Annotated in this window: 18 protein-coding genes; 8 read left to right on the forward strand and 10 right to left on the reverse strand. The window is 72.9% G+C overall.

All coding sequences use genetic code 11. The annotated features are described in order from the left end of the window. Positions 1–129: 129 nt before the first annotated feature. Positions 130–849, reverse strand: a complete 720-nt coding sequence (locus H7344_RS12340; protein WP_229707098.1) for a MerR family transcriptional regulator — start codon at positions 847–849, stop codon at positions 130–132. 96 nt (positions 850–945) lie between these two features. On the opposite strand from H7344_RS12340, the gene H7344_RS12345 reads away from it, so the two are divergent. The 4 genes from H7344_RS12345 to H7344_RS12360 all read left to right on the forward strand — a co-directional run bounded on the left by H7344_RS12345 (position 946) and on the right by H7344_RS12360 (position 7,540). Continuing rightward, entirely contained in the window at positions 946–2,094 is a 1,149-nt protein-coding gene (locus H7344_RS12345; protein WP_186346331.1) for an acyl-CoA dehydrogenase family protein, read from the forward strand. Positions 2,095–2,181: 87 nt separating this feature from the next. Next, complete coding sequence (locus tag H7344_RS12350; protein WP_186346332.1) at positions 2,182–2,841, forward strand: hypothetical protein; 660 nt, start codon at positions 2,182–2,184, stop codon at positions 2,839–2,841. An 11-nt stretch (positions 2,842–2,852) separates the two neighbouring features. Further along, positions 2,853–5,462, forward strand: a complete 2,610-nt coding sequence (locus tag H7344_RS12355) for a bifunctional FO biosynthesis protein CofGH (protein WP_186346333.1) — start codon at positions 2,853–2,855, stop codon at positions 5,460–5,462. A 41-nt stretch (positions 5,463–5,503) separates the two neighbouring features. After that, positions 5,504–7,540 (forward strand): serine/threonine-protein kinase, encoded by a 2,037-nt coding sequence (locus H7344_RS12360; protein WP_186346334.1) that lies wholly within the window; start codon positions 5,504–5,506, stop codon positions 7,538–7,540. Positions 7,541–7,697: 157 nt separating this feature from the next. Here the strand turns inward: H7344_RS12360 and H7344_RS12365 are convergent, their stop codons facing one another. Further along, the gene (locus H7344_RS12365; protein WP_186346335.1) at positions 7,698–9,092 is read right to left on the reverse strand and encodes a hypothetical protein; all 1,395 of its coding nucleotides are present in this window, start codon (positions 9,090–9,092) and stop codon (positions 7,698–7,700) included. A gap of 173 nt (positions 9,093–9,265) precedes the next feature. Between H7344_RS12365 and H7344_RS12370 the strand changes: the two genes are divergently transcribed. Continuing rightward, positions 9,266–9,409, forward strand: coding sequence for a GPGG-motif small membrane protein (locus tag H7344_RS12370; protein WP_186346336.1), 144 nt, complete (start codon positions 9,266–9,268; stop codon positions 9,407–9,409). Between the two features lie 42 nt (positions 9,410–9,451). Here the strand turns inward: H7344_RS12370 and H7344_RS12375 are convergent, their stop codons facing one another. Next, the gene (locus H7344_RS12375) at positions 9,452–10,111 is read right to left on the reverse strand and encodes a UdgX family uracil-DNA binding protein (RefSeq protein WP_229707099.1); all 660 of its coding nucleotides are present in this window, start codon (positions 10,109–10,111) and stop codon (positions 9,452–9,454) included. 112 nt (positions 10,112–10,223) lie between these two features. Here H7344_RS12375 and H7344_RS12380 point away from each other — a divergent pair, with 112 nt between their 5' ends. The 3 genes from H7344_RS12380 to H7344_RS12390 are packed head-to-tail and all read left to right on the forward strand — an operon-like array spanning position 10,224 to position 12,590. Beyond that, on the forward strand, positions 10,224–10,556 hold the full coding sequence (locus tag H7344_RS12380) for a DUF3140 domain-containing protein (RefSeq protein WP_229707100.1): 333 nt from the start codon (positions 10,224–10,226) through the stop codon (positions 10,554–10,556). 55 nt (positions 10,557–10,611) lie between these two features. Next, on the forward strand, positions 10,612–11,769 hold the full coding sequence (locus tag H7344_RS12385) for a serine hydrolase domain-containing protein (RefSeq protein WP_186346338.1): 1,158 nt from the start codon (positions 10,612–10,614) through the stop codon (positions 11,767–11,769). Beyond that, on the forward strand, positions 11,724–12,590 hold the full coding sequence (locus tag H7344_RS12390) for a TIGR03619 family F420-dependent LLM class oxidoreductase (protein WP_186346339.1): 867 nt from the start codon (positions 11,724–11,726) through the stop codon (positions 12,588–12,590). Before H7344_RS12385 ends, H7344_RS12390 begins: the two co-directional genes overlap by 46 nt. A gap of 48 nt (positions 12,591–12,638) precedes the next feature. On the opposite strand, the gene H7344_RS12395 is transcribed toward H7344_RS12390, so the two are convergent. From H7344_RS12395 to H7344_RS12425, 7 genes are all read right to left on the reverse strand, one after another. Then, positions 12,639–13,637, reverse strand: coding sequence for an Ig-like domain-containing protein (locus H7344_RS12395; RefSeq protein WP_186346340.1), 999 nt, complete (start codon positions 13,635–13,637; stop codon positions 12,639–12,641). A gap of 221 nt (positions 13,638–13,858) precedes the next feature. Next, the gene (guaA, locus tag H7344_RS12400) at positions 13,859–15,451 is read right to left on the reverse strand and encodes a glutamine-hydrolyzing GMP synthase (RefSeq protein WP_186346341.1); all 1,593 of its coding nucleotides are present in this window, start codon (positions 15,449–15,451) and stop codon (positions 13,859–13,861) included. A gap of 347 nt (positions 15,452–15,798) precedes the next feature. After that, positions 15,799–17,547 (reverse strand): GMC oxidoreductase, encoded by a 1,749-nt coding sequence (locus H7344_RS12405; RefSeq protein ID WP_186346342.1) that lies wholly within the window; start codon positions 17,545–17,547, stop codon positions 15,799–15,801. Continuing rightward, on the reverse strand, positions 17,547–19,169 hold the full coding sequence (locus H7344_RS12410; protein WP_186346343.1) for a succinic semialdehyde dehydrogenase: 1,623 nt from the start codon (positions 19,167–19,169) through the stop codon (positions 17,547–17,549). The genes H7344_RS12405 and H7344_RS12410 overlap by 1 nt, the downstream gene beginning before the upstream one ends. 136 nt (positions 19,170–19,305) lie before the next feature. Continuing rightward, complete coding sequence (locus H7344_RS12415; protein ID WP_186346344.1) at positions 19,306–20,760, reverse strand: aldehyde dehydrogenase; 1,455 nt, start codon at positions 20,758–20,760, stop codon at positions 19,306–19,308. Positions 20,761–20,821: 61 nt separating this feature from the next. After that, the gene (locus H7344_RS12420) at positions 20,822–21,934 is read right to left on the reverse strand and encodes a hypothetical protein (protein WP_186346345.1); all 1,113 of its coding nucleotides are present in this window, start codon (positions 21,932–21,934) and stop codon (positions 20,822–20,824) included. Next, entirely contained in the window at positions 21,934–23,073 is a 1,140-nt protein-coding gene (locus tag H7344_RS12425) for a phosphotransferase family protein (protein ID WP_229707101.1), read from the reverse strand. Before H7344_RS12425 ends, H7344_RS12420 begins: the two co-directional genes overlap by 1 nt. Between the last annotated feature and the right edge of the window lie 35 nt (positions 23,074–23,108).

The raw sequence follows: 23,108 nt of genomic DNA on the forward strand, positions 1-23,108 counted from the left end.
GCGGCTGTGAGGTTCATCGGGGCGCCGATGAAGCTGTCGGTGGGACGCCGAAGTTTCATCGGCCCACCGACAGGTTCATCGGGTGGCCGATGAAGTTCCGGGCAGCCCGGGCAAACTTCAGCCCGCAGATCAGTCCCGGGCGAGCGAGCGCGCGATGACGGCGTTGGCGGCACGCTGGAAGCCGGTGACGACGGCCTCGAGGGTGAGCCGGCGCAGGCGGGAGACGGTCTGCTCGAGCCGCTCGGCGTCCTCGGCCGTCTGCGCCTCGCGGCGGTAGGGGCGCAGCACCTGCTCGCGCAGGATCTCGGTCAGCTCCTCGGCCAGGGCGTCCATGTGCCGGCTGATCGCCTCGCTCGCGGCCTCCATGCTGCCCGCGGGGATGTCGACGTCGAGCAGCTCGACGCCGACCGAGAGGTTCGGCAGGGCGACGTACCTTGAGCCGTCCCGCTCCACCGAGCCGAGGGTGACCAGCAGCTCGAGGTCGCGGTCGGAGAGGCGGCGGCCGACCACCTCCTCCAGCTGCTTGCGGGTCAGCCGCTCGCGGGGCCGGGAGGACCAGGAGGTGAGCATCGCCCGCTGCAGCGCGAGGTCCTCGACGGTGGCCGACGCGGGCAGCCCTGCCAGCACCCGCTCGATCGCCTGCAGCGTGAAGCCGTGGTCCTGCAGGGCGCGGACCAGCTCGAGCCGCGCGCGGTGCTCGTCGCCGTAGTACGCCACCCGTCCGCGGCGCTCCGGCGGCGGCAGCAGGCCGAGGCTGGCGTAGTACCGCGTGGTGCGGACCGTCAGCCCGACGGCGGCCGCCAGCTCGTCGACGGTCAGGGACGCGGCCGAGGACGGGGAGGGGGACACGACCGGCACCCTACCTTGCCCGATGACAGTTCTGCTGTCACAGTTGCGCTGACACCACGACGTACCGTCGACCACACCACCCGTCGGAGGAACCACATGCCGGAGCGCCCGTCGATCTACGAGCAGGAGCACGAGGACTTCCGCGCCACCGTGCGCTCGTTCCTCGAGAGGGAGGTCGTCCCCCACCACGACCAGTGGGAGAAGGACGGCCAGGTCAGCCGCGAGGTGTGGCTGAAGGCGGGCGAGGCGGGGCTGCTCTGCTTCGACGTCGAGGAGGAGTACGGCGGTCCGGAGATCAAGGACTTCCGCTACAACATGATCGTCGCCGAGGAGATCTCCCGGGTCGGCGCGAGCGGGTTGGGCTTCCCCGTCCACACCGACATCATCGTCCCCTACATCAGCCAGCTCGGCACCGACGAGCAGAAGCGTCGCTGGCTCCCGGGCCTGGTCAGCGGCGAGCTGATCTCGTCGATCGCGATGACCGAGCCGGGCGCCGGCTCGGACCTGCAGGGCATCAAGACCACGGCCGTCGACAAGGGCGACCACTACGTCATCAACGGCTCGAAGACCTTCATCAGCAACGGCATCATGAGCGACGTCGTCATCGTCGTCGCCCGCACCAACCCCGACGCCGGCCACCAGGGCATCAGCCTGCTCGTCGTCGAGCGCGGCATGGAGGGCTTCGAGCGCGGCCGCAACCTCGACAAGATGGGCCTCAAGGCCCAGGACACCGCCGAGCTGTTCTTCGACAACGTCGTGGTGCCCAAGGAGAACCTCCTGGGAGAGGAGGGCTCCGGCTTCATCTCGCTCATGGTCAACCTGCCCCAGGAACGGGTCTCGATCGCCGCGATCGCCATCGCCGCGATCGAGCACATCCTCGACCTGTGCCTGGAGTACGCCGCGCAGCGCGAGGCGTTCGGCAAGCCGATCGGCAAGTTCCAGCACAACCGGTTCCTGCTCGCCGAGATGGCGACCGAGGCCCACATCGCCCGGCTCTTCGTCAACGACTGCGTCATGAAGCTCAACGAGGGCAAGGTCGACACCGCGCTGGCGTCGATGGCGAAGTACTGGACGACCGAGCTGCAGAAGAAGTTCGCCGACCAGGGCGTGCAGCTGCACGGCGGCTACGGCTACATGAACGAGTACCCGATCTCCAAGGCGTACGTCGACAGCCGCATCCAGACCATCTACGGCGGCACGACGGAGATCCAGAAGGAGATCATCGGCCGCAGCCTGGGGATCTGAGCGCGACCTGAGCCCCGGGTCACACTGCGGGACACGCTCGAGCACCCGCCGCCCGGCCAGTCGGCCGGGCGGCGGTAGCGTGCTGCGGTGAGCAGCGACGTCGTGACCGTGGTGCGCTACGAGACGCCCGGCGTCGTCCGCACCCTGGACGTCGCCGCCAAGGCGCTGCTCGTGCTGCTGCTCGGCCTCGCCCTGGCCAACCCGGAGGCCAGCGGCCTCCAGGGCAAGGGCGCCGAGGCCCGGGCGATCGGCTACCCGCTCCTCGCCTTCGCCATCCCGGCCGTCTGGTTCTTCTCCTGGCGCGAGCGGGCGTCGTTCCCCTGGCTCGCCGACCTGCTCGTCACCCTCACCTGCTTCAGCGACACCCTCGGCAACCGGATGGACCTCTACGACCGCATCGTGTGGTTCGACGACTGGATGCACTTCGCCAACCTCGGGCTGCTCACCGCCGCCGTGCTGCTGCTGACGATGCACCGCAGCGCAGGCCTCGGCGCCGTGCTCGAGCGGGCCCTGGCCTTCGCCGGCACCGCCGCGATCGCCTGGGAGCTGGCGGAGTACGCCGCGTTCCTCAGCCGGCACTCCGAGCGCCAGCACGCGTACGCCGACACCCTCGGCGACCTGGCCCTCGGCGTCCTCGGCGCGCTCGTCGCCGGCGTGGTCGTGCACCGGGCCTGGGCGGCCGGCCACTTGAGCTCGACCGCGCCGCAGCTCGAGCACCCTCCCGTCGCCCACACCGCGGCCGGATAGCCTGCACGGCGATGGACGCCGAGACCGCGGGACCCCGCCCCACCCCCCAGCAGGTACGCCGTGCGCTGGCGCGCGCCGAGCGGGGTGCGGCCCTCGACCCCGCCGAGGCGACCGCCCTCCTGGCGGCGACGGGCCCCGAGCTCGACCGGTTGTGCGCGGCCGCGGCGAAGGTCCGCGACGCGGGCCTCGTGGCCGCAGGCCGGCCCGGCGTGGTGACGTACTCCCCCAAGGTGTTCATCCCGGTCACCCGGCTGTGCCGCGACCGGTGCCACTACTGCACGTTCGTGGAGACACCCGGGCAGGCCGCCCGCGAGGGCCGCGCGCCGTACCTCTCCCCCGACGAGGTGCTCGACATCGCCCGCCAGGGTGCTGAGCTGGGCTGCCTGGAGGCGCTCTTCACCCTCGGCGACCGGCCCGAGGACCGCTGGCCCGAGGCGCGGGCCTGGCTCGACGAGCAGGGCTACGACTCGACGCTGGCCTACGTCCGGGCGCTCGCCGTGCAGGTGCTCGAGGAGACCGGCCTGCTGCCGCACCTCAACCCCGGCGTCATGTCGTGGGAGGAGATGAACCGGCTCAAGCCCGTCTCCCCCTCGATGGGGATGATGCTCGAGACCACCTCGACCCGGCTGCACGAGACCAAGGGCCTGGCGCACTTCGGCTCCCCGGACAAGGACCCGGCCGTGCGGCTGCGGGTGCTCGAGGACGCCGGTCGGCTCTCGATCCCGTTCACCACCGGACTGCTGGTCGGCATCGGCGAGACGCTCGCGGAGCGCGCCGACACGATCTTCGCGCTGCGCGCCACGATGAAGGCCTACGGCGCGGTCCAGGAGGTCATCGTCCAGAACTTCCGGGCCAAGCCCGACACCGCGATGCGGCACGCCGACGACCTCGACCTCGACGAGTACCGCGCCGCCATCGCCGTCACCCGCATCGTGCTCGGACCCAAGGCCAGGGTGCAGGCACCGCCGAACCTCGTCGACCTGGCCGAGTGCCGGGCGCTGCTCGAGGCCGGCGTCGACGACTGGGGCGGCGTCTCGCCGCTCACCCCCGACCACGTCAACCCCGAGCGGCCCTGGCCCTCGCTGGAGCGGCTGCGCGCCATGAGCGCGGAGTGCGGCTTCGAGGTGGCCGCGCGGCTGACGATCCACCCCGAGCACGTCCGCGCGTCGCTCGAAGCCGGCGCCCCCTGGCTCGACCCGCGGGTCGCCGGCCACGTCGCCGCGCTCGCCGAGACCAGCGGGCCGCGCGCCGGCCTCGCGCGCCCCGGCGTACGTCCCGTGGGGCGGCCGTGGCAGGAACCCGACGGCGGCTTCGAGTCCACGGGTCGCACTGACCTGCACGCCGCGGTCGACACCGCGGGACGCACCGAGGACCGGCGCTCGGACTTCACCGAGGTGTACGGCGACTGGGACTCGGTCCGCGACGCCGCGGCCGGCACCGCGCTGGTCGACGGCGCTCCGGCCGTGCTGCACAGCGAGGGCCGCGAGGCGCTCGCCGCGGCCGAGGCCGACCCGGGGAACCTCTCCGACGAGCACGCCCTGACGCTGATGACCGCCGAGGGCCCGCTGCTCGACCAGGTCTGCCGGCTCGCCGACGACCTGCGCCGCGAGGCCGTCGGCGACGACGTGACCTACGTGGTCAACCGGAACATCAACTTCACCAACGTCTGCTACGTCGGCTGCCGCTTCTGCGCGTTCGCCCAGCGGCGCACCGACGCCGACGCGTTCTCGCTCTCGCTGGACCAGGTCGCCGACCGCGCACAGGAGGCCTGGGAGCTCGGCGCGACCGAGGTGTGCATGCAGGGCGGGATCGACCCCGAGCTGCCGGCCACGGCGTACTTCGACCTCGTCACCGCGGTCAAGCAGCGCGTGCCCGAGATGCACGTGCACGCCTTCAGCCCGATGGAGGTCGTCAACGGCACCGCGCGGACCGGGCTGTCGATAGAGGACTTCCTCATCAAGGCCCGCGAGGCCGGCCTCGGCTCGCTGCCCGGCACGGCCGCGGAGATCCTCGACGACGAGGTCCGCTGGGTGCTGACCAAGGGCAAGCTGCCCGCCCGCACGTGGATCGAGGTCGTCTCCACCGCGCACCGCGTCGGCATCCCGACGACCTCGACGATGATGTACGGCCACGTCGACAACCCGCGCCACTGGGTGGGCCACCTGCGGGTGCTCTCGCGGATCCAGGACGAGTCCCTCGCGGCCGGGGGGACGGGCTTCACCGAGTTCGTGCCGCTGCCGTTCGTGCACACCTCCGCGCCGATCTACCTCGCCGGCGTCGCCCGCCCCGGTCCCACGCTGCGCGACAACCTCGCCGTCCACGCGATGGCGCGGATCCTGCTGCACGGCCGCATCCACAACATCCAGACCTCGTGGGTCAAGCTCGGCGTCGACGGCACCCGCGCGATGCTCCGCGCCGGCGCCAACGACCTCGGCGGCACGCTGATGGAGGAGACCATCTCGCGGATGGCCGGCTCCGAGCACGGGTCGGCCAAGACGGTCGCCGAGCTCGAGGAGATCGGCGGCGGGATCGGCCGTCCGGTGGTCGAGCGGACGACGACGTACGCACCCCGGTCCAGCCCCGCCCCCGACCGGGGTTTGGGCACCGACCGCGGCCGGTAAACTCCCCGCGTCGGGCCGCCGGAGCCCGGGCGAGGGCAGGCATGGGATACCCGAAGGTCGACGACGAGTACGACGGTCGCTACCGCATCGTGCGTCGGATCGGGCACGGCGGCATGGGCGTGGTCTACGAGGCCGTCGACAAGGTCCTCAACCGCTCCGTCGCGCTCAAGATCGTGCTGCCGTCCCTCCCCGACCGGGAGGACTTCCACGCCCGCTTCGCCCGCGAGGCGTCGGTGCTGGCGCGGATCCGGTCGCGCAACATCGTGGGCATCCACGAGTACGGCGAGACCGACGACACCGTCTACTTCGTCACCGAGCTCTTCCCCGACGGCGACCTGCGGACCTGGCTGCAGACGCACGGGCCGCTGGACCGCCGCGCCGCGCTCTCGCTGGTCGCGCAGACCTGCGAAGCGCTCGCCGACGCCCACGCCGCCGGTGTCATCCACCGCGACGTCAAGCCCGGCAACGTGCTGCTCTGGAACCGGCCCGAGGGGCTCATCCCCTACCTCGCCGACTTCGGCATCGCACTGGACGGCAACGCCTCGGAGCAGGAGGGCCTGACCCGCGCCGGCACGCTCGTCGGCAGCCCGGCGTACATGGCGCCCGAGCGGCACTTCGGCCACGCCGCCGACGAGCGCGGCGACGTCTACTCGATGGGCTGCCTGCTGTGGGCGGTGCTGACCGGCGACGCGCCGTACGCCGGCACCGACTTCCAGATGATCAACAGCCACGTCAACTCGCCGATCCCGCAGCTCGCGACCGGCCACCCCGTCGACGACCGCATCGACGAGCTGCTGGCCCACACCCTGCACAAGGACCCCGAGCAGCGGGTCCGGTCGGCCGCCGAGCTGCGGCAGGCGCTGCTGGCGATCATCCGCGACATCGACTCCGGCCGGCTGCCCGTCCCCGGTCCTGCGGCCGGCGTGGACGACCCGGTCGACGCGGCTGCGCCCGGCGGTCCCGGCTCCTCGGTCGACCCCGAGGACGACCGCACCGCGGTCAAGCCGGTCCTCGGCGGGGCCGGCGCTGTCGGTGCTGCCGCGGGGGCGGTCGGTGGCGCGGCCGCCGCCGGTGCCGCTGCTGCGGCCGCCGCCTCCGCCGCGCGGACCGAGCGCGAGGACCACGACGACCACGAGGACCCGCAGGTCGGCAGCACGGTCGTGCGCGAGCTGGTCACCCCGGCGGCCGTCGCCGCACCGTTCGTGCCCGGCCCGGGCGACGGCTCGAGCGGCGCGACGGGTGGGGGGTCCGGAGGCGACGGGCCGGACGGCCCGGCGAGCGCGCCCGAGCACCGCGAGCGCCGCCGGCGCGGCGGCCTCGCCGTCGCTGCCGCCGCCGGCCTGGTGGCCGCGGTCGCCGTCGCGGCGTTCGCGATCGACGCCTCCACGGGCGACGAGGACGACCGACCGGTCGCCGGAGACCCCACCACCGCGGCGACCAGCGACGCAGCCGACGAGACCGCCTCCGCGAGCCCGAGCCCCAGCGCGACCGCCGCCACCCTGCCCGCCCCGGAGGCGCCGAGCGTCCGGGCGCGCAGCGGCTACCGGTCGGTGGGCTTCCGCATCCGCGAGGCTCCCGAGCCGGGCGGCGACGTCGTGCTGACCACGGAGTACAACCGCGGCCAGGGCTGGCAGACCCTCGGCGACCAGCGCTTCACCGTCGACACCGGCCAGGGCGGCGAGCGGGTCTGCGTACGCGTGCGCACCGTCGCGGAGTCCGCCGGCGGCGGCACGGCCACCAGCCCGGTCCAGCGTGACTGCGCCACCTCCCGGGCCCGGGTCGTGCGCCTCGTGCGCACCCCGGGTGCGTGCACCACCGAGTCCCAGGGCTACACCTACCCGTGCACCTGGTACGGCGTCGAGGTCGCCGGCTTCGCCTCCGGCAGCCGGCCGGTTCCCCGGCTGTTCTCCCGCGGCGTCGGCGAGTGGTGCGAGGAGGGCGTCGACTGCGTGCCGATCCCGGTCGGCAAGGACGGTCGCGGACGCGTCGCCCGCCTGACGAAGGTCGCCCGCGACGAGGGCCTCGTGACCCTCGTCGTCGACGGCGTGCGCACCCGCGCCCGCGTCGCTCACTCCTAGCCGGCGGGCGGCTGGTCGACGAGCGCGCGCCGGCGCCCGTCTCGAGACCCGCCGCACCGCGTCCGGCCGCGCGGGTCACGCCGCAGCGACCACCCGGCGTACGACGCACCACGCCCCCGACCGGCGGACCGGTCGGGGGCGTGCGTCTCAGCGAGGGTCAGGAGCCCGGCGGCGGAGGCGGCGGGGGCTGGGTCGGCGGCGGGGGCGTCGGGTCGGTCGGCGCCGGCGGGTTGCCACCGCCACCACCACCACCGCCGCCGCCGCCACCACCGCCGCCGCCGCCTGACGGCGGGGCCACGGTGGTCAGCTTGCGGGAGACGGAGGCGCCCCAGATGTTGCCGGCACCGCCCGCGACGCGGACCCGCCAGAAGCTCTTGCCGACGCGGTTGGCCGCGGCGGAGATCGAGTAGCGGCCGTTGCCGGCCGTGGAGCCGCGGCTGACGGTGCGCCACTTCCCACCGGAGTACTTCTGCAGTTGGATCCCCGCACGGCCCGCGGGCAGCGCGCGGCCGCGCATGGTGAGCCGCGTGCCCTGGCGGACCGTCCGCTGGGCGAGCGCGCCGGTGACGTTCTTGCGGACGAGCACCTTCAGCTTGGCCGAGGACTTGTCGTGCTTGGCCGAGCCGGGGAACGTCACGCGGTAGGTCGTGTTCCTGGCCGGCTGCACCTTCTTGCGCAGCGCGCCGCTGGTGCCGACCTTCTTGCTGACGACCTTGCGGAACTTCTTGTCCCCGGGGCCCTTGGCGGCGATGGTGATCCTGCCCGGGACGCCGTCGTTGTCGATGACCTCGCGGACGCGGGCGACGAGGTTGACCTTCTCGCCGTAGGTGACCCGGACGGTCTTCTTGCCCGACGAGCCGCGCTGCAGCGAAGCCTTGGTCCGGATCCCCTCGAACTCGTAGTCCTTCAGCGGGCCGCCGGCGCGGACGACCAGCTTGTCGACCTGGAAGGGGTTGCCGTCGCAGCCGAAGAGGAAGCCCATGCGCGCGCCCTTGCCGTCGCCGCCCCGCAGCGCCGCGAAGGACGGCAGGTCGAGCGGGAAGGACGTCGCGTCCTCGACCCCGGCTGCGGTGTAGTGGCGCCACGAGTAGGTCAGCGCGGACCCGTCGATGGTCCGCCAGTTCGGCTTGTCGTCCGGGTTGAGGTCGGTGATCAGGTCGGAGGTGCCGATCCAGTAGCCGTCGTCGTCCGGCGCCTCGTAGCGCACCGACGCGATGCCCTGGCTCTGCGCCGCGGTGGTGCGCAGACGGATGGAGAACCGGCTCAGCTGCGTGGGGCGGCCGGCGTACGCCGTGGCGCCCACAGCGGTCCCCGTGCCCCGCGGCTGCCACGCGATGCTCGCCTTGCCGGAGTTCGGCTTGTTGCGCACGACGCGGAACGTCGGCTTCTTGCCGGGGGCCGCACCAGGGTCGACGCAGTCGCGGACTGCGAGCCGGAGGCCCGAGGCCTGGAAGTGGTCGCCGTCCACGCGCGTCGCGCCGACGGCGACGCCGGGCAACGCGGTGAGGGCGAGGGTGACGGCGCCGACGGCACCGATGACGGTTCTGCGCATCTACTACCTCGGAGGGTGGGGGGAGCGATCCCAGGCGGAGGCGCGGCCGGTCCGGCCGCTCGCACCGGCTCTACCCGCCCGCGGACCTGCGGAAACGCATGGTCTGGACCCGCGGAGGGTAACTGCCCGGTGCTCCCTCCACCCACTCCCCCGACTAGAAGGAGCACTCCACCATGCTGTTCATCCTCTGGGTCCTGGCCGTCATCCTCGTGCTGGCCGGCATCTTCAACCTCGTCAAGGGGCAGATGCTGTGGGGCATCGTCCTCATCGTGGTCGGTCTCGCGGTCGGCCCGGGCGGCTACAGCATCTTCAGCTAGCGCCCGCGACCACCCAGCGATCGACCAGCGATCGACCGGTGATCACCCGGCGCTGAGCGCCTCGGCCGCGACGCGGAGGTCGGCGACGAGATCGTCGTACGCCGCGTCGCGGTCGTCGGCGCGCAGCACCGCGGACGGGTGGGTGGTGGTGAGGACCCACGCCGGCGGGTGCTCGGTGCCGAGGCGCTCGGGCCAGTCGACGAGCCGGCCGCGCGTCTCACCGACCTTGAACGACGACCCGTAGACCGCCTTGCCGGCGGTCCCACCGAGCAGCACGGCCCCCTGCGGGCGCACGACGGACAGCTCCGCGCGCAGCCACGGCGCGCAGGCCGCTACGTGGGCGGTCTTCGGCGACTGGTGGATCCGCCGCTTGCCGCGCATGCCGGACCACCGGAAGTGCTTGACGACGTTGGTGCGGTAGACCTCGGCAGGGTCGACGCCGACGTCCGTCAGCGCCCGGTCGAGCAGGCGCCCGGCCGGCCCGACGAAAGGCTCGCCCTCGACGTCCTCGCGGTCTCCGGGCTGCTCGCCCAGCACGAGCAGCCGGGCACCCGGCGGGCCGGAGCCCATCACGGCCTGGGTCGCGTCGGCGTGGAGCTCGCACCCGCGGCAGCCCCGCACCGCCTCCAGCAGCGCCTCGTGCGTGGGCCGTTCCGGCACCCACTGCTCCGCGCCCGGTCGGTCCACGTCGTCGCGTGCCACGGCACGGCGGTACCCCGTCGGGCCTGCGGCGAGCACTGATCGATCGCGACCGGGTGGGTACCGGCCCGGTCCACCGCCGTTGGACGGCGGAACCGACGCAGAAGGAGGACTGGTGGCCGAGAGCATCGTCGAGGACGAGCTGTGGGAGGACTTCCACCGGGTGGTCAACATGACCTCGCGCGAGCTGCGCGACTGGCTGGCCGTGCAGGGCGCGGGCGAGGACACCGAGGCGCTGCCGGACCAGGCCGGGCCCGAGCTGGGACACCAGGTGCTGGCGATCCTCGGCAAGCGCCGCGCGGACCTCACGCCCGACGACGTCGAGGTGATGGACCGCGTCGTCGAGATGATCGTCGCCGAGCGCGGACCCGAGCCGGAGCCGACCGCCGGTGAGGACACGTGGCGGCGCAGCCTGATGAACATCGGGCACGACCCGCTCAAGCCGTAGTTCCCCGTCCCGCACCCCCCGCACGCCCCCGACCGCTCGTCCTAGGGTCGGGGGCGTGCCCACGCTCGCCGACACCCTGGCCGACCTCTCCGGCGCCGGGCGCGAGCCCGGCGGCGCGGCCTGCCTGGTCCGCCGCGGCGAGGTCGTCGACGAGGCGTGGACCGGGACCCGCGACGGCACGACCCCGTGGACGCCGGACACGCTCGTCCTCTGCTACTCGGTCGCCAAGCCGATGGCGGCGCTGGCGGTGCTCTCGGTGGTCGCGGAGGGGCTGCTCGACCTCGACGAGGCTGTCGCGTCGGTGTGGCCGGAGTACGCGGCTCGTGGCAAGGCCGCGACCACGGTGCGGCAGGTGCTGGCCCACCAGGCCGGCCAGCCCGCGTTCCCGCCGGCGGCCGTCGACCTGCCCTTCGACGACCGTGACGGCCTGGCCGAGTCCCTGGCCGCTGCTGCACCGGAGCACGAGCCCGGCACCGCTGTCGCCGAGCACGCCCTGACCTACGGCCACCTGCTCGACGAGCTGGTCCGCCGCGCGGCCGGCGAGCCGCTGGCCGACCGCTTCGCGCGGATCGTGGCCCCGCATGGGTGGGACCTCCACCTGGCCGTGGCGCCGGCGGACCTGCACCGGGTCGCCGACGTCGTGGCGCTCGAAGCGAGCTGGCCGCGCAGCATCCTCGACGACTCCTCGTGGGGCCCCGTGCTGTCGCGGCCGGACGGCCTGCTCGACCCGGCCGTCGTGAACACCGCCCGGTGGCGGACGACGCCGTTCCCGGCGATCTCCCTGCACGCCAGCGCCCGCGGGTTGGCGCTGCTCCAGGCCGACCTCGCCGAACCCGACGGCGCGCTGGCCACCCTGCTCGGACCGACCCTGCACGCCGCACTGGTCACCGGCCAGGCCGCCGGCCGCGACCGGGTGCTGGGTCGTGAGGTCACCTGGACCCTGGGCTACCAGCGCGACCTGATGCCCGACCCCACGCGGGTCGAGGTCGGCATGGGAGGTGTCGGCGGGGCCGCGGCCTGGAGCCGCTCGGGCGAGCACGGCTACGGGGCGGCGTACGTCAGTCGTGGCTGGGCGACGGGGAGCGGGTGGACGCGGTGGACGAGGCCGTCCTGGCCATCGCGCGGGAACGGTGGAACGCGTTCTAGGCGAGCCCTAGGCTGCCGCTCGTGCGCTTCGCGATCAGCACGGCCTTCCTGCCCGTCTCCGAGCTGACCGCGATCGCGCGGGCGGCCGACGAGCTCGGCTACGACGCCCTCGCTGTCCCCGACCACGTGGTCGACCTCGAGACGCTGCGGACGCCTTACCCCTACACGGCCGACGGCTCGCGCCGCTGGGGCTTCGACGCCGAGTGGCCCGACCCGTGGGTGCTCGTCGGGTCGCTCGCTGCCGTGACCGAGCGGCTGCGGTTCTTCACCTCGGTCTACGTGCCCGCGATGCGGAGCCCGTTCCAGGTCGCGAAGTCCGTCGGCACCGCGGCGGTGCTGTCGGGCAACCGGGTCGCGCTCGGGGTCGGGATCGGGTGGTGCGAGGACGAGTTCGAGCTGCTCGAGCAGGGCTTCCGCACGCGCGGGCGCCGCACCGACGAGGGGCTCGCGCTGATGAAGCGGCTGTGGGAGCCCGGCTGGACGGAGTTCGAGGGCGAGCACTACTCCGCACCGCGGCTGGTGATGGAGCCGACACCGACCGCGCCGGTGCCGGTGTACGTCGGCGGGCTCTCGGAGGTGGCGTTCCGCCGCGCCGCACGGCACGACGGCTGGGTGGGCGACATGTACCGCACCGACGAGGCGGTCCGCTGGGCCACCCGCCTGCGCGAGGTCCGCGACGAGACCGGCGCGACCGGCGACTTCCGGGTGATCGTGGCACTGACAGATGCGCTGCTCCCCGAGCAGTTCGCCCGGGCGGAGGAGGGCGGGGTCACCGACTGCATGACGATGCCGTGGGCCTACTACACCGGCCTCGAGGCCACCCTGGAGCAGAAGCTCGACGGGATGGCCCGCTTCGCCGAGGACGTCGTACGACCGATGGCCCGGTGACGCCTCCCGAGGGGCGCCACCGGGCCGGTGGGGTGGTGCGGGTCCGCGTCAGCGGACCCTGACGACGTACCGCTTCGACGCCGACGGCTTGACGCCCGAGGTGCCGCCGAACTTCGCGACCAGGACGTGCTTGCCCTTCTTCATCCTCGGCAGCACGATCCGCGCCTTGCCGGCGGCGTTCACCTTGCCCGACGCGATGCGACGGCCGTTGTCGGTGATCGTGACCTTGCCCCCGGCGACCGGGTTGTCGGCGCCGACCGTGACGGTGGCCGAGCCCTTCTTGCGGGAACTCAGCGCGAACTTCGCGGTGACGTGGGAGGCCATCTTCCCGGTCGAGTCACCGCCGGCGAAGAGCCCGACGTACGGCGTGACGTACTGCTTGTCGCCGCCGTGGCCGCCGACGGTGAACGCCATCTGGAAGTGGTCGCCGGCCTGGTTGATCGGGCAGGGCGCGGTGCCCTCGCGCCGGCTCTGGCACTCCGGCTGCTGGGTCGCGGGACCCTTGAGCTCGCGGGTGGCCTTGACCGGGAACTGGAACTCGAGCACGTCGCCCTGCCGGAGCGTGAACGGCGTGAAGTCGGCGTTGCCCACCAGGATGCCGCCGTTGACGCCCTGGTCGAAGGCGAGGTCGCCAGTGCCCAGGTCCTGCTCGTCACCGGCCTCGGTGAGGTCCCAGTGGACGTCCTCGTCGACGAACTCGACGCCGCGCGGCACCAGGATCTCGGGCAGGACGGCGACCTTGCCGCTGCACGGGATGCTGACCAGGCCGATGTAGCCGCGGAGGTAGAACTTCTCCCCCACCTTCGGCACCGTGCCGGACGGCGACCGCCAGCCGACGTTGGCGCTCACGCCGGTCGACGGGCCGCTGGTGATGCAGTCGATGACGGTGTCCTCGTCGTGCTTGCCGTCCTGCCACTCACCGCCCGCCGCCGCGGTGGCGACGCCGCCGCCCAGGCCGGCGAGGGTGGTGGTGAGGACGAGTGCGGCGGAGGCGAGCAGACCGGTGCGTCGCGTGCGGGAGGTGCGGGTGTCGCTGAGGGGGATCATGGCTCTGCGCTTTCGTGAGGGGTGCTGGTCGTGAGCACGACCCTCGCGGTCCCGGCGTCCCGGCCGACAGGGACAGCAGCACCGACCTCGTCCCGACCTCGCCCGGCGGCCACCGGGACGCCCGTCCCGGGCGGGCGCCGGGACAGTCCTGCCTGTGCTGTCGAGAGGGGCGCACGGTGTGCCCATCTCGACAGCACGACGCGGGCGCCCTCAGGCCCTGGTCACTCCCACTCGATGGTGCCCGGCGGCTTGGAGGTGATGTCGACGGTGACCCGGTTGACCTCGGCGACCTCGTTGGTGATCCGGGTGGAGATCTTCTCGAGCACCTCGTAGGGCAGGCGGGCCCAGTCGGCGGTCATGGCGTCCTCGGAGGTGACCGGGCGCAGGACGACGGGGTGGCCGTAGGTGCGGCCGTCGCCCTGGACGCCGACGGAGCGGACGTCGGCGAGGAGGACGACCGGCATCTGCCACACGTCGCGGTCGAGCCCGGCGCGGGTCATCTCCTCGCGGGCGATCGCGTCGGCCTGGCGCAGGATGTCGAGGCGCTCGCGGGTGACCTCGCCGATGATCCGGATGCCGAGGCCGGGGCCGGGGAACGGCTGCCGGTGCACGATCTCGGCGGGCAGGCCGAGCTGCTCGCCGACCTGGCGCACCTCGTCCTTGAAGAGCGTGCGCAGCGGCTCGACCAGCTCGAGGTCCATGTCCTCGGGCAGGCCGCCGACGTTGTGGTGGGACTTGATGTTCGAGGTGCCGGCGCCGCCGCCGGACTCCACGACGTCCGGGTAGAGCGTGCCCTGCACGAGGAACGCGACCTTGTCGCCCTCCTCGGCGGCGCTCTGCTCGACGAACCCGGCGAGGATCTCGCCGCGGGCGGCCTCGAAGACGCGGATGAACTCCCGCCCGATCGTCTTGCGCTTCTCCTCCGGGTCGGAGATGCCGGCCAGCGCCGTGAGGAACCGCTCCTCGGCGTCGACGACCTTCAGGTCCACCCCGGTCGCCGCCACGAAGTCGCGTTCGACCTGCTCGGTCTCGCCCTGGCGCATGAGGCCGTGGTCGACGTACACGCAGGTCAGCCGGTCACCGATCGCGCGCTGCACGATCGCCGCGGCGACCGCGGAGTCGACGCCGCCGGAGAGGCCGCAGATCGCCCGGCCGCGCTCGCCGACCTGGGCGCGGATCGCCTCGATCTGCTCCTCGACGATGTTGACCATCGTCCACGTGGGGCGGCAGCCGGCGATCTCGTGCAGGAAGTGCTCGAGCACCTGCTGGCCGTGCTCGGTGTGCAGCACCTCCGGGTGCCACTGCACGCCGGCCAGGCCGCGGTCGACGTCCTCGAACGCCGCCACCGGCGTGACGGCCGTCGAGGCCAGCACCGAGAAGCCCTCCGGCGCGGCCGTGACCGAGTCGCCGTGGGACATCCACACCCGGTGGGCGGCCGGTACGTCGGAGAGCAGCGTGCCCGGCTCGGTGACCGTGACCTCGGTCCGGCCGTACTCGCGCGCGCCGGTGTGGGACACCTCGCCGCCGAGCCCCTTGGCCATCAGCTGGAAGCCGTAGCACATGCCGAACACCGGCGTGCCGGCCGTGAACAGCGAGGTGTCGATCGACGGCGCGCCCTCGGCGTACACCGACGACGGCCCACCGCTCAGGATGATCGCCTTCGGCTGTCGCGCCAGCATGTCGGCCACCGGCATCGTGTGCGGCACGATCTCGGAGTAGACCCGGGCCTCGCGGACCCGCCGGGCGATCAGTTGCGCGTACTGCGCTCCGAAGTCGACCACCAGGACCAGGTCGTGCTCTCCCACCGCCGTCATGGGCCGCAGCCTATCGGCGGGCCTGGTCTCGAGACGCGTCGCTCTCCTCGCAGGCTCGGTGAGCCGACGCTCCTCGACCTCTTCGCAGGATCTTCGCCGGGAAATGCACCAGGGCCCGGCCGGGGAGGGAGGGTGGCCGGGCCCTGATCGTCCACGCAGCTGTTGGACAGTGCTTGGACCACGACCCGACTCTTGGGAGGGAGCATGACTGCCGGGTCTGACCACTCAACGACCGCCTGAGGGGCGGGTTACGGCGCGTCGGGAACGAAAAACGGCCCGGTCTGGACCGGGCCGTTCTCCGTCGGATCAGTGCAGGTCGGAGCGGGTGCGGCCGCTCGAGCCGCGGTTCAGGACACGCCGACGATCGGCAGCCGCAGGGCGCCCGGGGCGCTGTCGGGGACGACCGGCGCGGTCGGGGCGACCGGCTCGACGCGGCGGTAGTCCGAGCCGAGGGCGGGGCGCCGGTCCTGCTCGCCCTTGTTCGGCCACAGCGCCATCGCGCGCTCGGCCTGGGCGGTGATCGTCAGCGACGGGTTGACGCCGAGGTTGGCGGTGATCGCCGAGCCGTCGGCGACGTGCAGGCCGGGGTGGCCGTAGACCCGCTGGTAGGGGTCGATCACGCCGGTCTCGGCGGAGTCGCCGATCGCGCAGCCGCCGAGGAAGTGGGCGGTCAGCGGCATGTTGAACTGCTCGCCGATGTTGCCGCCCGGGGTGCCGCCGATGACCTTCGCCATCAGCCGCACCGCGGTGTTGCCCGCGGGGATCCAGGTCGGGTTCGGCACGCCGTGGCCCTGGCGCGAGGTCAAGAAGCTCCTGCCGGTGCCGGGGATCTTCCTGGTGTACGTCGTGATCGAGTTGTCCAGGCTCTGCATCACCAGCGCGATCACCGTCCGCTCCGACCAGTGCCGCAGGTCGTACAGGTCGGTGATGCTCCGGCGCTGCTTCCAGGTCTCCTTCAGCCACGTCCGCCAGCGGGGCGCAGGGCCGTCGCCGTCGGTGAGCACGGTCTGGAGCAGCGACATGAAGTTGCTGCCCTTGCCGTAGCGGACCGGCTCGACGTGGGTGTCGTCGTCGGGGTGGAACGAGGACGTGATCGCGATGCCCTGGCTGTAGTCGACCTTCGTGTCCGGCGCGATCGCGCCGAGGATCGACTCGGAGTTGGTGCGCGACAGGTAGCCGATGCGGTCCGAGACGCGCGGCAGGTGCCCCTCGTCCTTCATCCGGTGCAGGAGCCGCTGGGTGCCCAGCGCCGACGCCGCGAGCACGACCTGGTCGGCGGTGAGCACCCGCGTGGCCGAGCGGCGCGAGACCTTCGCCTTCGTGTAGCGGACGTGGACGTCGTACCCGCCGTCCTCCCGGGGCGCGATCCTGGTGACCGTCGTCAGCGGCAGCACCTTCGCGCCGGCCTCCTCAGCGAGGTAGAGGTAGTTCTTGACCAGCGTGTTCTTGGCGTTGTGCCGGCAGCCGCTCATGCAGGCGCCGCAGCCGATGCAGGTCTTCCGCTCGGGGCCGGCCCCGCCGAAGAACGGGTCGGCGACGGTCTCGCCCTGCGCCTGCTCGGGCCCGCCGAAGAAGACGCCGACCGGGGTGGGGTGGAAGGTGTCGGCGACGCCCATCTCGCCGGCGACCTTCTCCATGACGTCGTCGGCGGGGGTGCGCAGCGGGTTCTCGACGACGCCCAGCATCCGCTTGGCCTGGTCGTAGAACGGCGCGAGCTCGGACTTCCAGTCGGTGATGTGGCTCCACTGCGGGTCGTTGAAGAACGCCGGCAGCGGCTCGTAGAGCGTGTTGGCGTAGACCAGCGAGCCGCCGCCCACGCCGGCGCCGGAGACGATGAGGCAGTCGCGCAGCGCGTCGATCCGCTGGATGCCGTAGCAGCCGACCTCGGGGCGGAAGAGGTACCGCTTGACGTCCCACGACGTCTCGGCGAAGTCCTCGTCGCCGAAGCGGGCGCCGGCCTCGAGCACGCCGACCTTGTAGCCCTTCTCGGTCAGCCGGAGCGCGGCGACCGAGCCACCGAAGCCCGAGCCCACGACGAGCACGTCGAAGTCGTGCCCGGCGTCGTTGCCGGTCGCGGGAGGAGTGTGGTCAGTCATCAGGCACGTCCCAGCTTCTTCATCAGGCGGAGGTTGGCGGTCATGACCTTCGCGAAGGTCTCGTCGGAGAGGCCCAGCACCGGCGCGATGCGCATGACGCGCTGGGTGGCGACCGACTGGGTCTCGGTGTAGCGCAGGATGCCCTCGGCACCCTGCCGGCGGCCGAGGCCGGACTGCCGCATGCCGCCCATCGGGGCGTCGATGCTGGCGAAGGTGGCGCCGAAGGCCTCGTTGATGTTGACGGTGCCGGCCTTGACGTACCGCGCGATCGCGCGTGCCCGCGGGCCGTCCTGGCTGTAGATCGAGGCGTTGAGGCCGTACTCCCCCTCGTTGGCGCGGGCGATCGCGTCGGCCTCGTCGTGGAACCGGTAGAGCGAGACGACCGGCCCGAAGGTCTCGTCCTGGAAGCACGCCATGTCCGGCGTGACGCCCTCGAGGATGGTCGGCTCGTAGAAGTACGGGCCGAGGTCGGGCCGGGCCTTGCCGCCGGTGAGCACCCGGGCTCCCTTCGCGACCGCCTCCTCGACGTGGTGCACGACCGCGTCGAGCTGGGCCTGCGAGATCAACGAGCCCATGTCGTTCTCCCACGCCAGCGTCGCGCCGAGGGTCAACGCCTGGGCGCGGGCCACGAACCGCTCGACGAACCGGTCGTAGACCTGGTCGGCGACGAAGATCCGCTCGATCGACACGCACAGCTGCCCGGCGTTGGAGAACGTCGCGCGCACCGCGCCCTCGGCCGCCTTCTCCAGGTCGGCGTCGCGGAGCACGAGCATGGGGTTCTTGCCACCGAGCTCGAGCGAGCAGCCGATCAGCCGCTCCGCGCAGCCGTGGGCCACGACCCGACCGGTGGCGGTCGACCCGGTGAAGCAGACGTAGTCGGCGCGCTCGACGATCCCGGTGCCCACCCGCGACCCCGGGCCCGCGACGACCTGCCAGACCTCCGGCGGGAAGCCGGCCTCCTCGAGCAGCTGCGCGCCGAGCAGTGCCGACAGCATCGTCTGGGCGTCGGGCTTGGCGACCACCGCGTTGCCCGCCAGGAGCGCCGGCAGCCCGTCGGCGAGCGCCATCGTGAACGGGTAGTTCCACGGCGAGATGATCCCGACGACGCCCTTGGGGACGCGGTTGACGTCGACCCGCGTCAGCACCGGCATGACGCCGGGGTGCCGCTTGGTGTCGAGGTGCCGGTGGGCGGTGCGCGCGTAGTAGCGTGCGGTCATCGCCACGTGCAGCGTCTCGTCGAAGGCGTGCTTCCGCGCCTTGCCGGACTCCAGCACGATCAGGTCGGTGATCTCGTCCTGCCGGTCGAGCACCAGGTCGTGGAAGCGCAGCAGCATCGCGGCGCGCTCGTCGAGGCTGGTCCGCGACCAGGCCAGCTGCGCCCGTCGGGCCCGGGCGAACGCCTCGGCGACGTCGGCGTCGCTGCTCTGCGGGACGTGCGCCAGCGGCGCGCCGTCGAGCGGCGAGAAGACGGCGCTCGACTCCCCCGCCGTCGCCACCACGCGGCGGGTCAGCGAGGCGGCGTACTCCGGCTCGAGGGCGTAGGTCGCGCCCGGCTCGTGCTCGGGGTCGCGGGGACCCTCCACGAGCGGGCCGCCGGACGGGGACGGAGAGGAGGCGCTCATGTACCGAGGGTATGTGACGGCAGTCTCGCGGACTACCGATCGGTAGCGATTGTGGGACTGTACACATCGCGGACGGTTGTCAACCGCCCGCCAGGAGTGCCGTCGCGCCCGCCGAGGGGTACGCCACCGGGCGGACCTACATGGCCGGCGCGGTCGGGTAGATCGCCTTCAGCTCGGTGTACTGCGCCAGGCCCTCCGGCCCGAACTCCCGGCCGATCCCCGATGCCTTGAAGCCGCCGAACGGCGCGGCGAAGTCCATCGTGTAGGTGTTGACGCCGTAGGTGCCGGCCCGCACGCGGCGGGCGACGTCCAGCCCGGCGTCCGGGTCACCGGTCCAGACCGTGCCGGCCAGGCCGTAGTCGGAGTCGTTGGCGATCCGGACGGCGTCGTCCACGTCGTCGTACGCGATGACCGACAGCACCGGGCCGAAGATCTCCTCCTGGGCGATCCGCATCCGGTTGTCGACGTCGGCGAAGACCGTCGGGCGGACGTACCAGCCGCGGTCGAGGCCGTCGGGCATGCCGTTGCCACCGACGACGACGCGGGCGCCCTCCTCCTGGCCGAGGGCGATGTACTTCTCCACCCGCTCCTGCTGGCGCTGGGCGACCATCGGGCCGATCTCGGTGGCCGGGTCGGCCGGGTCGCCGACGACCATCCCGGAGACGGTCTCGGCGAGCGCCTCGACCACGGCGTCGTAGTTGGCCCGCGAGGCGAGGATGCGGGTCTGCGCCACGCACGCCTGGCCCGAGTTCATCAGCGCGACGAACTTCAGGCCCTCCATCGTGGCGGCGAGGTCGGCGTCGTCGAGGACGATCGCCGCGGACTTGCCGCCGAGCTCGAGGCTGACGCGCTTGAGCTGCTCGCCGCACACCGCCGCGATCTTGCGGCCGGCCGCCGTCGACCCGGTGAAGGCGACCTTGTCGATGCCGGGGTGCGCGACGAGGTGCTCGCCCACCTCCCGGCCGGCGGCCACGATGTTGACGACGCCGGCTGGCACGCCGGCCTCCTCCAGCAGCTCGGCCATCAGGTAGGTGTCCAGCGGCGTCTCCGGCGCCGGCTTGACCACGACCGTGTTGCCGGCCAGCAGCGCCGGGACGACCTTGGAGATCGTCGTGAACTGGGGGACGTTCCACGGCGGGATCGCAGCCACCACGCCGACCGGCTCGCGTCGCACGATGACCTCCGGGCCGAGCACACCCGGCCGGGTATCCTCCCACGGGAACGCGCGGGCGATGCCGAGGAACGCCTCGATCTGCATCCACGGCGCCGGCGACTGGGCGAGGTTGGAGAACGACGTCGGCGCGCCCATCTCAGTGGTGATCAGGTCGGCCATCTCGGCCAGCTTCCCGGCATACAGCCCCGAGAACGCCTGGACCACCTCGATCCGCTCCTCCGGCGACATCCGGGGCCACGGCCCCTCGTCGAAGGCGCGGCGGGCGGCCGCGACCGCGGCGTCGACGTCGGCGGCGGACCCCTCGGGGACCGTCGCCACGACCTGCTCGGAGTGCGGCGAGACGACCTGCAGGGTCGCCGCCGTCGCCGGCGCGGCCCACTGGCCATCGATGTAGAAGGCGTCGCGGTCGAGGGTCATGGCTGCTCCTGGTCTGAGGGGTACGACGGGTGGCTGGGGCGGGCGGTCAGGGCGCGGTCGGTCAGGGGGCGGTGGCGAACCAGTCGGCGAAGCCGCTGGGGTCGTGCCGGCCGATCGCGAAGTGCTCGAAGAGGCCCCAGCCCTCGGCCTCCCGGCCGCCCTCGTGGAGGACGGCGCGACCGACGTGGTCGACGCAGCCGAACATGAACCGGCCCTGCACCGCCTCGTCGGCCATGTCGTAGGTCAGCCGCTCGACGTGCTTCTCGCCCTTCCACATGCCGTGCGTCCAGTCCGGGTCGCCGCCGTAGCCGCCGCCGACGTGCAGCGGCGCCGCCAGCAGCGAGGACACCTCGAGCCGCACCTCCTCACCGCGACCGCTGGTGCAGGTGATCGTCGCGCCGGTCGGCTTCCGGGTGCCCGAGGCGTAGTGCACCTGCACGCGCGGCCAGCCGAGCTGCTCGACCCGCCCGTCGGCATGGACGCGGTGGCAGTCGTTGAGGGTCCGGTAGCCCGAGGGGTCCTCCTGGAGGATCAGCACGACGGCGTACTCCTCGAAGCGCAGGGGGACGTAGGTCCACCACATGCCGTCGAACGGCGGGTCCGCCGGTGCGCCGGCCGGCTCGGCCTCGCCCACCGGGCGGATGCCCCAGGACCGGTCGCGGGTGCCGACCCAGCGGTCCGGGGTGACCTCGATCCGCTCGCCATCGACGTCGACGTGGCCGCTCCAGGTGCCGACCTGGGCGAACCGCTGCGCGTCGAGCGTGACCCGGGCGCCGGAGCGCAGCACGTGCGGCAGCTCCTGCAGGACGGGGAACGAGCCCTCCCACGTCAGGTCGGCGGCGATCCCCTCGGTCTCCTCGATCGTCAGGTGGATGCGCTGCAGCGGCTCCTCGACCTCGACCCGGTAGCCGCCGACGTGCTGGTTGAGCCGGTCGTCGTCGCACAGGTCGGAGAGGTGCAGCGCCGTCTGCTTGCCGTCGCGGGCGAGCAGCAGGAACGCGTCCTTGGTGCCGAGGTTCGGGTAGTAACCCAGGCCGGTGATGAGGAACAGGTCACCGGTGCGGTCGTGGGCGTTGAAGTAGCAGCGGTCGTAGAAGTTCCGGTCGCTGCTCGCGGGCCAGGTGACCGGGAGCGGCGCTTGGTGCAGCGGGTACTCGTCGAGCGGTCCGACCATCAGGCCCCCACCTCCGCGAGCAGCCGGTCGAGCAGCGGCTTGTGGTGCATGAGCGCGTCGGGGTCCTCGGGTCGCTCGATCTCGCCGAAGTGGACCTGCCGGGCGCCGGTGCGCAGGAAGACGATGCACCACTGGACCGCGTTGTAGACGTGGTACCAGTGCAGGTCGCCGACCTCGACGCCGGTCAGCTCGCGGTACGTCGCCACCACGTCCTCCTCGCGGAGGAGGTGCGGCATGCCGGGCAGCTCCAGCGCGCCGGTGATCGACTCGAAGACCATGTGCGCGAAGACCATCCACGACAGGTCCAGCTCGCGCGGCCCGACCGTCGCCATCTCCCAGTCGAGCACCGCGACCGGCGCGAAGTCCTGGAACAGCACGTTCCCGATCCGCGAGTCGCCCCAGCAGAGCACCGCGTCGCCCTGCTGCTCGGGCAGGTGCGCCTCGAGCCACGCCAGCCCACGCTCGGTGACCGCGGAGCGGCCGATGTCGGGGACTGCGAAGTCGTACCACGCCTTCGTCCGCGCGAGGTTCCGCTCCAGCGGCGTCGCCCCCTCGTGGCCGTGCCGCGCCGGGTCGAGGAACGCGAAGGTCGTGGTCGCCTCGGGGATCGCGTGCAGCCTCGCCAGCACGCCGACCGTGGCGTCCTGCAGGGACCGCTGCTGCTCCGGCGAGGCGTCGTGAAGCCAGTTGTCGCCGAAGTTGTAGGGCAGCACGTCCTGCGGCACGACCCCCTCGACGCGGTCCATGAGGAAGAACGGCGTCCCGAGCACCTCCCCCGTCGGCTCCATCCAGCGCACGACCGGCACGGGTACGTCGGTCAGCTCGCCGACCAGCCGCATCGCGTCGTACTGGTCGCCCAGCGCGTAGTCCGGGAACACCGGGAAGTCCTCGGCCGCCGGCGCCACCCGCGCCACGAACCGGCCCACCCGCTGCTCGCCGCCCTCGGTCCACGTCACGTCCAGCGGCAGCGTCTCCGCCGACATGCCGTTGGCGTCCGCACCCGCGTGCACGTCGACCGCCGGCGCGGCGCCCTCCGGCAGCTGGGTCGCCAGCCACGTCGCGAGCCGGTCCGCGAGCGTGCTCGGGTCGCGGCTGCTGCGCTGCAGCTTCATGTCCGGTGGCGGCGGTGCCTGGGTCACGGGCGCTCCTCGGGGTCGGCCACGCATCTGGAGTG

This window comes from Nocardioides deserti (assembly GCF_014266025.1).
Classification (GTDB): domain Bacteria; phylum Actinomycetota; class Actinomycetes; order Propionibacteriales; family Nocardioidaceae; genus Nocardioides; species Nocardioides deserti.